Here is a 9,331-nt window from a genome sequence, read left to right as displayed (position 1 = left end):
CGGCGCGACGGGCGGGGCTGCGGGCCGACCGACAGGCGGGCCCTCGGGCCGGGGCGCGGGCGGATCCTCCGGCGGCGCGGGCGCGTCGCCCGCTGCCGGGGCTGCGGCCGGGCTCGCCGCCTTCGCCTGGTCCGCCGCCTTCGCCGGGCCCGCCACCGCCTCCGGCGTCACCACCGCAGGCTTCACCGTCGGCTTCGCCGAAGGCTCGGGCGCGAGGAGCTTGGCATACAGCGCGCGCTTGCGGCCGCGCGGGCTCGTGCGCCCCGTCTCCCAGGAACGCACGGTGGCGCGCGTGACGCCGACCGCCGCCGCCACCTCCTCCTCGCTCAACGATTTCGCCTCGCGCAGTCTGCGGCGCTCCTTGGGGGAGGGCAGCGGCGGCACGGCGGCCTCGTCGGTCGTGCTCCGGGTCATGGACGACCCCCGGCAGCACCGCGCTGGGTGAAAAAGTACATAAACGTATATTGAGCGACACGGCGGCTCTTCGCGCGTTACGCGAAATAAGCGCGTGTCGTTGGCAGCATGGGCCGCGTGACCCAAATGACGCAACGCAGCCCGAAGGTGACGGTGCGACGGAACCGCACCCTCGCCCTGGTCTCCGCTCTGGTGAAGGGCGTCGTCGCCGCCGGGCTCGGCCTCGGGTCGCTGACGGTGCTGGTCATGGTGGTGTGGATCAGCTCCCCGTACCCGGACAGCGGACCGGGCGGGGCGCTGCGCACGGCGGCCGGGGTCTGGCTGCTCGCGCACGGCGCCGGGCTCGTGCGGCCCGACACCCTGAGCGGCGTACCCGCACCCGTCGGCATGGTCCCGCTGCTGCTCGTGCTGGGCCCGGTCTGGCTGGCGCACCGCGCGGCGCGCGACGCGGCGGAGTCGCGGGAAGAGCTGCGGGAGGGGCCGCAGGACGGGCCCCGGGACGGGGTGACCGGGCCCTCGCGGGTGGGCGCGTTCTGCGCGGTGACCGCCGGATATCTGCTGGTCGTCGCCGGGGCGGCCGCCTATGCGCGAGGCGGTCCGCTGTACGCGGACCCGGACACGCTGGCGTTCCCGGTGGCGCTGGTGGTGGCCGGTGCGGCGGCCGCCGGGGTGTGGACGGCGGCCGGGCGGCCGTTCGGGCCCGCGCCGTCCTGGTCGCCCCTGGCGGTTCAGGAGGCCGTCGCGCGGACGCTCTTCCGCGACCGCGCCGAGGCCGCGTTCCGGTCGGCGGCGGCGGGCCTCACGGTGCTGCTCGGTGGCGGTGCGCTGCTGGTCGCGGTGGCGCTCGGCCGGAACACGGCAGCGGCGCAGGACGCGTTCCTCGGGCTCGCGGGCGACTGGTCGGGGCGCGTCGCCGTCCTCCTGCTGGCCGCCGCGCTCGTGCCGAACGCCGCGCTGTGGGGAGCGGCGTACGGGCTCGGGCCCGGCTTCTCGCTCGGTACGGGAGCCACCGCCACCCCGCTCGGCCTCGACGGAACCCCCGCCGTGCCGCGCTTCCCCCTGCTGGCGGCGGTGCCGGACCAGGGCGCGGGCTCCCTGCCGAACTGGGCGGCGATCGCGGTGCCGGTGGCGGCCGCGCTGGCGGTCGCCTGGTTCGCCGTACGCAGGGCCGCGCCCGCCGACGCGCCCCGCGCCCGGGCCTGGAGCCCGCGCGAGACGGCGCTGGTGACCCTGCTCGCCGCGCTCGGGTGCGGTGCGGGGACGGCGCTGCTCACGGCGGTGGCCGGCGGGCCGATCGGGACCGGGGCGCTGAGCGCGTTCGGCCCGGTGTGGTGGCTGACCGGCCCGGCGGCGCTGGTGTGGACGGCCGTCATCGGCGTACCGGCGGCCCTGCTGCTACGCCTGTGGCGCCTGCGTGCCCCGGGCTGGGCCTGGCGCAGGGACGTAACGGAAACGGACGAGCCCCCGGAGCCCGAGGCAGAAGAAGAGGGGGAGGAGGACGGTGTCGTCCCCGGGCGTCCGCGCCGGTGGTGGGCCCCCTGGCGCGGTCGGCGCGCGGCCGCGGGCGAGGACGGCGAAGCGGAGCCGGACGGTCCCGCGCCCCCGGCCGCTTCCTCCGTACCGGCCCCGGGCCCGGCGCCCGAAGCAGCCCCCTTCGAGCCGTACGACTTCCTGCCGACCGACCCCTGGCACGGGAAAGAGACCAGGGAGGCCCGTTGGGCCTCCCTGAAGCAGAGCTCGGGCGGACTCATGGCCGACTTCCCCGCCGACCGCACGGCCAACCGCACGGCCGGTCAAGCCGATCGAGCCGAGTCCGCCGATCCGGGCGGGGCCGGAAACTAGTCCCTGACGCCGAAGAACGGCTCCAGCGGCTTCGGCAGCTTGTCGTTGCAGGCCACCGAGGCCGACTTGGTCAGGGCGTCGTTCACACACGTGTAGTAGTCGCGGTAGACCAACTGCACGGTGTACGACGTCACCACGATGAGCAGCGCCAGCAGCGCGGTCACCAGGCCGCCGACCGCCGTCGTCGTGTGATGCCTGCTGCTGACGCTCGACGGTGCGGTGGGTGCGGCGGGCGAAGCGGGGTTCGCGGGCGCGGCCGGGTTCGCGGGCGTACCCGCCGAGCCGCCGTCCGCCGCCGCGCGGTCCGTGGCGGACGCGTTCTTCAGCGGCGTACGGAGCGCGCTGATCGCCCAGTACGTCGCGAGCGCGCCCAGCAGCAGAGCGATCTCCGGGAAGTCGAAGAGGGCGAAGAAGAAGGCCCACATACCGCCGAGGGCCGCGTAGCGGGCGCGCCGCTGTACGGGGTCGGTGGGGTCCCAGCGCAGCCCGCCCGGACCGCGGTCGTTCCCGCCCTTGCCGCCCGGGCCGCCGGTGCCGTTCCCGCCGGGACGGCCGCCGAAGCCGCCGCTGCCCCGGCCGGGCTGCCGGTCGCTCCACTGGCTGCCCCAGGCCGGGCGGTCACCGCCGGAACCGGAACCGGAGCCGTTGTCGTCCTGCTCGTCCGACCCCCGGTCCGGGGCGACGGAGGGGCGGCGCGGCTGCCACGGCTGGTCCGGCCGGTCCGCGGGCGGCGCGGCGAAGGGGTTCTCCTCCTGCGGCTTCCCGGCGGAACCGGAGTCCGGCGACGAGGACTGGCGTTCCCGCATCAGCAGAGCGGACCGCTCCGGAAGGGGAAAGCGGAAGGCGGTGCGACGGCGTCGGTCCGGCATGTGGTGAACGTCTTCCCCATCTCGTCATGTCCGCCCGAAGGACGGTTCGTCCGCCCCCGGGACGGTTTGGTCCGCCCGGTGGACGGATCACTGCCCCCTGACGCTACCTCCCGGTCACGCCCCCGTCCCGTGGGGGCCGCCGGGTGTGCCGGTATCGTTGCTGACGGTCGGCCCGTTCGTAGGGTTCCCCGTATCGGGCGAGGCGATTCATTCGTACGACTCTACAAAGAGCATGCCGCACCTGCGTCACCGCGCGGTCATCACGTGAGAAAGGGCCCCGACGTGGCCTCCCCGCCCACCCCCGCCTCTCCTGCCCGGCTGGTCGTGCTGGTCTCCGGATCCGGTACGAATCTCCAGGCGCTCCTCGACGCCATCGGCGACGACCCCGAGGGGTACGGGGCGCAGGTCGTCGCGGTCGGCGCCGACCGTTCCGGAACCGGGGGCGCCGAGCGTGCGGAGCGGGCCGGAATCCCCACGTTCGTGTGCCGGGTCAAGGACCACGCGAGCCGCGCCGAGTGGGACGAGGCGCTCGCCGCGCAGGTCGCCGCGTACCGCCCCGACCTCGTCGTCTCCGCCGGTTTCATGAAGATCGTCGGCCCGGCGTTCCTCGCCGCCTTCGGCGGCCGGACCGTCAACACCCACCCCGCCCTGCTGCCCAGCTTCCCCGGCGCCCACGGAGTGCGGGACGCACTCGCGTACGGCGTCAAGGTCACGGGCTGCACCGTCCACTTCGTCGACGACGGTGTCGACACCGGTCCGATCATCGCGCAGGGCGTGGTCGAGGTGACCGAGGAGGACACCCCGGAGGGCGAAGCCGCCCTCCACGAACGCATCAAGGAAGTCGAGCGCTCGCTGCTCGTCGAGGCCGTGGGGCGGATCGCCCGTGACGGCCATCGCATTGAGGGACGAAAGGTTCATCTCGGTCATGTCGGTGAATAAGCCCATCCGCCGCGCCCTGGTCAGTGTCTACGACAAGACGGGGCTCGAAGACCTCGCCCGCGGTCTGCACGAGGCGGGCGTCGAACTCGTCTCCACCGGCTCCACCGCCGGGAAGATCGCGGCCGCCGGAGTCCCGGTCACCAAGGTCGAGGAGCTGACCGGCTTCCCCGAGTGCCTGGACGGCCGCGTCAAGACGCTGCACCCCCGCGTCCACGCCGGCATCCTCGCCGACCTGCGCCTGGACGCCCACCGCGAGCAGCTGGCCGAGCTGGGCGTCGAGCCCTTCGACCTGGTCGTGGTGAACCTCTACCCGTTCAAGGCGACGGTCGCATCGGGCGCCTCCGACGACGAGTGCGTCGAGCAGATCGACATCGGCGGCCCCTCGATGGTCCGCGCCGCCGCCAAGAACCACCCCTCCGTGGCCGTCGTCACGAGCCCCGAGCGGTACGCGGACGTCCTCGCGGCCGTGAAGGCGGGCGGCTTCGACCTGACCGCCCGCAAGCGGCTGGCCGCCGAGGCGTTCCAGCACACCGCTGCCTACGACGTGGCCGTCGCCTCCTGGTTCGCGGATGACTACGCGGCCGCCGACGACTCGGGCCTCCCGGAGTTCCTGGGCGACACCTTCGCCCGCAAGAACGTTCTGCGCTACGGCGAGAACCCGCACCAGCCCGCCGCGCTCTACACCTCCGGCGACGGGGGTCTCGCCGAGGCCGAGCAGCTGCACGGCAAGGAGATGTCCTACAACAACTACACGGACACCGACGCCGCCCGCCGCGCCGCGTACGACCACGCCGAGCCGTGCGTCGCGATCATCAAGCACGCCAACCCGTGCGGGATCGCGATCGGCGCCGACGTCGCCGAGGCGCACCGCAAGGCCCACGCCTGCGACCCGCTCTCCGCGTTCGGCGGCGTCATCGCCGTCAACCGCCCGGTGACGGTCGAGCTGGCCGAGCAGGTCGCGGAGATCTTCACCGAGGTCATCGTCGCCCCGGCCTACGAGGACGGCGCCGTCGAGGTGCTGGCCCGCAAGAAGAACATCCGCGTGCTGCGCGCCCCCGAGGCCCCCACCGCCGCGTTCGAGGTCAAGCCGATCGACGGCGGCGCGCTCCTCCAGGTCGCCGACCGCCTCCAGGCCGACGGTGACGACCCGGCCAACTGGACGCTCGCCACCGGCGAGGCGCTCTCCGAGGACGAGCTGAAGGAGCTGGCCTTCGCCTGGAAGGCGAGCCGCGCGGTCAAGTCCAACGCGATCCTCCTCGCCAAGGACGGCGCGTCGGTCGGCGTCGGCATGGGCCAGGTCAACCGCGTCGACTCCGCCAAGCTCGCCGTCGAGCGGGCGGGCGCGGAGCGGGCCGCCGGTTCGTACGCCGCGTCCGACGCGTTCTTCCCGTTCCCCGACGGCCTGGAGATCCTCACGGCCGCCGGGATCAAGGCCGTCGCCCAGCCCGGCGGATCCGTCCGCGACGAGCTGGTCGTCGAGGCCGCGCAGAAGGCGGGCGTGACCATGTACTTCACGGGCACGCGCCACTTCTTCCACTGAGTGCCCAGGCGTCTCGCGGCGGCCGCACCTCTCCCCGGGGGTGCGGCCGCCGCCGTGTCCGCCGTACGGAATCCGCTCGCCGCTCTGTTCTAATGACACGGCCGTAGCAACCCCCAGCAGGGACAGTCACCGTGCTTGAGCTGAACAAGAGTGGAACGGACCGGTCCGGGCCGGGGCGCCTGCCCGCCCAGGATCCGGGGCCCGACGCCGCCCCGGACACCCGCCCGGCCGGCGCATCCCCGAGCACGGGCCCGGACGCCCCGGCCGACCGCGTACCCCTGCGCCCGTACCTCATCGCCGGCGCGATCCTGTGCGCGCTCTACTTCCTCTACTCCTTCTTCCAGTACGCCCGCTTCGGCTCGCCCTCCTGGGACCTCGGGATCTTCGAGCAGGAGGTCCGGGCATACGCGGGGTTCGACGCGCCGGTCGTCGACATCAAGGGCCCCGGCTATCTGATCCTCGGCGACCATTTCTCCCCGATCGTGGCGCTGCTCGCCCCGCTGTACTGGATCTGGCCGTCCGCCGAGTCCCTGCTGTTCGCCCAGGCCGCGCTGTTCGCCCTGGGCGCGGTCATCGTCGGCCGCACCACCCAGCAGATCCTCGGCGGGCGCTCCGGGCTCTGCGTCACCGTCGCGTACGGACTTTCCTGGGGCATCCAGGAAGCGGTGAAGGCCGACTTCCACGAGATCGCGTTCGCCGTACCGCTGCTCGCCCTCGTCTGCCGGGCCCTGCTCCTGAAGCGGTACACGGCCGCCCTGCTCTGGTCGCTCCCGCTCGTCCTGGTCAAGGAGGACCTCGGCGCGACCGTCGCCGTCGTCGGTTTCCTGCTCTTCGTGTACGGCCGCCGCCTCCAGGGCGCGCTGCTCGCCGCCTTCGGGGTCGCCGCCTTCGTCGTCACCCTCGTCGTCCTCATCCCGGCGGCCAGCAGCGCCGGCCGCTACGACTACTGGACGAAGATCGACAAGAACGGCGAGCAGGACGTCTCGATGCTGGACTCCCTCCTCGGCGTCCTCAACTCCTCCGTCAAGATCGAGATGCTGGTCTTCCTGATCGGCATCACCGCGTTCATGGCGCTGCGCTCACCGCTGACCCTGCTGATCGTCCCGACGCTCGGCTGGCGGCTGCTCTCCCAGGACAGCAACCACTGGGGCATGGTCTGGCACTACAGCGCGATCCTCATGCCGGTGCTCTTCCTCGCGCTGGCCGACGGCGTCCGCCGCAGCCGCGGATCGCACCGCCCCTGGCTCGCCTCGTACGCCAAGGTCGCCGTGCCCGTCGCCGCCGCGATCGCCGTCGCGATGACCCAGCACCTGCCGCTGCGCGATCTGCTGCGCCCGGAGACCTACCGCACCGACGACGCCCGCAGCCAGGCGGCCCGGGCGGCGCTCGACGCCATCCCGGCCGGGTCGCGGGTCGAGACGGACATCACGCTCATGGCCCACCTCACCTCCGACCGCACCGTCTACTGGGTCGGCGGCGCCCCGGGCACCGCGCCCGACATCGTCGCCATCAACCTGGACTTCGGCTGGTCCCGCCCGATCCAGGACCCGGTGGCGTACGCCGAACAGCTGCACCCGGAGGCGCGCTACCGGCTCAAGCACCGGGGCGGCAGCTTCGTGGTGATGGAGCGCACGACGCCGGAGCCGAAGGAGATCCCGGGCGTAGGGGGCGACTGACCGGGCTGCCGTCGCCCGACATGCCGCGAGGGCCGCACCCCGTGATCGGGTGCGGCCCTCGCGGCATGTCCGGACGGTGCCCGGAAGTTCCGGACGAGGTCCGGAAGGGGCTGGAAAGCAGCGTCAGTTGGACTTGACGACCACGGACGAGCAGACCTTGTCGGCGAACGTCTGCTTCTTCTCGTCCCACAGCGGCCACAGCCAGCCGATGTAGCAGGCGAGGCTGTCCAGGAAGTGGGCCAGGCGGCGGACGAAGGCCATGCCGAAGCCGAGCGGACGGCCGTCGGCCTCGCGCAGCAGGCGGATGCCCACGGCCTTCTTGCCGACCGTCTGACCGGTGGTGCCCTCCTGGTACAGCTGCCAGATGGCCACACCGATGAGGGCCAGGAAGCCGACGATGCTGAGGATCGCGCCGAACGAGTCGCCGACCGCGCCGCCGATGATGACGAAGATGTACGGGACCATCATCACGAGCCCGTCGACGATCAGACCGCCGAAGCGCAGACCCCAGTGCGCCAGCTCCGGCATGCCGCCGCCGTAGCCGGGCTGCTGGCCGTAGCCCGCCTGCTGCGGGTAGGCGCCGTACGGCTGGCCGGGCTGCTGCGGATAGCCGGGCTGCTGCTGGGGGTAGCCGTAGCCCTGCGGCGGGACGCCCTGCGGAGCCTGCTGCGGGTAGCCGTACCCCGGCTGTCCCTGCGGCGGGCCCTGGGGAGGCTGGCCGGGCTGCTGCCCGTACGGGTTGTTCGGGTCGCCGAAGCTCATAAGGGGTGTTCCTTCAACAGACGTGTGGGGACGAGATGGCCACACGGAGGAAGGACATCGATCAGCGGCCCGCCCCCCGTACAACCGCGGCCTTCATCGTTATAAGCGGAACCCTCGTTTGTCCAGTCCGGGGCCCGGGACGTTGTGCAAGTGCAATGTCCTGTACGGGCGTGGCACCGGCAATTGGTACGCGGGCGGGGTCATCCGCGAGGATGGGCCCATGACTGCCCAGATTCTCGATGGCAAGGCCACCGCTGCCGCGATCAAATCCGATCTGACCGTCCGTGTGGCGGCCCTCAAGGCCCAGGGGATCACTCCCGGCCTCGGAACCCTGCTCGTCGGGGACGACCCGGGCAGCCGGTGGTACGTCAACGGCAAGCACCGTGACTGCGCCCAGGTCGGCATCGGCTCCATCCAGCGCGAACTCCCCGACACCGCCACCCAGGAGGAGATCGAGGACGTCGTCCGGGAGCTGAACGCCAACCCGGAGTGCACCGGCTACATCGTCCAGCTGCCGCTGCCCAAGGGCATCGACACCAACCGGGTCCTGGAGCTGATGGACCCGGCGAAGGACGCCGACGGGCTGCACCCGATGAGCCTCGGCCGCCTCGTCCTCAACGAGACCGGCCCGCTGCCCTGCACCCCGCAGGGCGTCGTCCAGCTGCTGCGTGCGCACGGTGTCGAGATCAACGGGGCGCATGTCGTGGTCGTCGGACGCGGTGTCACCATCGGCCGGTCGATCCCGCTGCTGCTGACCCGTAAGTCGGAGAACGCCACGGTGACCCAGTGCCACACCGGCACCCGGGACCTCTCCTCCCACCTGCGCCAGGCCGACATCATCGTCGCCGCCGCGGGCGTCCAGCACCTGATCAAGCCCGAGGACGTGAAGCCGGGCGCGGCCGTGCTGGACGTCGGCGTCAGCCGGGACGCGGACGGCAAGATCGTCGGCGATGTGCACCCGGGGGTCCGCGAGGTGGCCGCCTGGGTCGCCCCGAACCCCGGGGGCGTCGGCCCGATGACCCGGGCGCAGCTGCTGGTCAACGTGGTGGAGGCGGCCGAGCGGGCCGCAGCCGAGGCCGCCGACGCCGCCGCCGCGGGCTGACGGCCGGATCCGGAGGGAACCCCATGGGTGCTGGTAGGAGTCCGGCCGACCCCGCCCCGGCGGACCGCACGACGGACGAACCGGAGGCGCGGGACGAGGCCGAGGCGGGCGGGCGGGGCGAGGGCGTTTCCGGCGCGGCCGCTTCCGCCGCCCCGGCCTCCCGCGCGGGCGGCGAAGGCGGCCGGGC

Annotated in this window: 8 protein-coding genes; 5 read left to right on the top strand and 3 right to left on the bottom strand. The window is 73.2% G+C overall.

The genetic code is table 11. From position 1 onward, the window contains the following. Positions 1 to 414 (bottom strand): helix-turn-helix transcriptional regulator (locus A3Q37_RS38180; RefSeq protein ID WP_255312041.1); only part of this gene is annotated, 414 nt, incomplete at its 3' end. Between the two features lie 126 nt (positions 415 to 540). On the opposite strand from A3Q37_RS38180, the gene A3Q37_RS35025 reads away from it, so the two are divergent. Beyond that, positions 541 to 2,256, top strand: coding sequence for a DUF6350 family protein (locus tag A3Q37_RS35025; protein ID WP_065491254.1), 1,716 nt, complete (start codon positions 541 to 543; stop codon positions 2,254 to 2,256). Here the strand turns inward: A3Q37_RS35025 and A3Q37_RS35020 are convergent. Beyond that, positions 2,253 to 3,125 carry a hypothetical protein gene (locus A3Q37_RS35020; protein WP_065491251.1) on the bottom strand — a complete coding sequence of 291 codons (873 nt, stop codon included), beginning with the start codon at positions 3,123 to 3,125 and terminating at the stop codon, positions 2,253 to 2,255. The two genes, A3Q37_RS35025 and A3Q37_RS35020, sit on opposite strands and share 4 nt — an antisense overlap. Before the next feature lie 282 nt (positions 3,126 to 3,407). On the opposite strand from A3Q37_RS35020, the gene purN reads away from it, so the two are divergent. From purN to A3Q37_RS35005, 3 genes are all read left to right on the top strand, one after another. Then, on the top strand, positions 3,408 to 4,064 hold the full coding sequence (purN, locus tag A3Q37_RS35015; protein ID WP_065491256.1) for a phosphoribosylglycinamide formyltransferase: 657 nt from the start codon (positions 3,408 to 3,410) through the stop codon (positions 4,062 to 4,064). Next, positions 4,051 to 5,604, top strand: coding sequence for a bifunctional phosphoribosylaminoimidazolecarboxamide formyltransferase/IMP cyclohydrolase (purH, locus tag A3Q37_RS35010; protein WP_065491246.1), 1,554 nt, complete (start codon positions 4,051 to 4,053; stop codon positions 5,602 to 5,604). The genes purN and purH overlap by 14 nt, the downstream gene beginning before the upstream one ends. Before the next feature lie 131 nt (positions 5,605 to 5,735). After that, positions 5,736 to 7,280, top strand: coding sequence for a DUF2079 domain-containing protein (locus A3Q37_RS35005; protein ID WP_065491244.1), 1,545 nt, complete (start codon positions 5,736 to 5,738; stop codon positions 7,278 to 7,280). A gap of 123 nt (positions 7,281 to 7,403) precedes the next feature. Here the strand turns inward: A3Q37_RS35005 and A3Q37_RS35000 are convergent, their stop codons facing one another. After that, positions 7,404 to 8,042 carry an RDD family protein gene (locus tag A3Q37_RS35000; protein WP_065491242.1) on the bottom strand — a complete coding sequence of 213 codons (639 nt, stop codon included), beginning with the start codon at positions 8,040 to 8,042 and terminating at the stop codon, positions 7,404 to 7,406. A 220-nt stretch (positions 8,043 to 8,262) separates the two neighbouring features. Between A3Q37_RS35000 and A3Q37_RS34995 the strand changes: the two genes are divergently transcribed. Beyond that, positions 8,263 to 9,144, top strand: a complete 882-nt coding sequence (locus A3Q37_RS34995; RefSeq protein WP_010058645.1) for a bifunctional methylenetetrahydrofolate dehydrogenase/methenyltetrahydrofolate cyclohydrolase — start codon at positions 8,263 to 8,265, stop codon at positions 9,142 to 9,144. The last annotated feature ends 187 nt before the right edge of the window (positions 9,145 to 9,331 follow it).

This window comes from Streptomyces sp. PTY087I2, assembly GCF_001687325.1.
Classification (GTDB): domain Bacteria; phylum Actinomycetota; class Actinomycetes; order Streptomycetales; family Streptomycetaceae; genus Streptomyces.
This window is presented reverse-complemented; position numbering and strand designations above follow the sequence as displayed.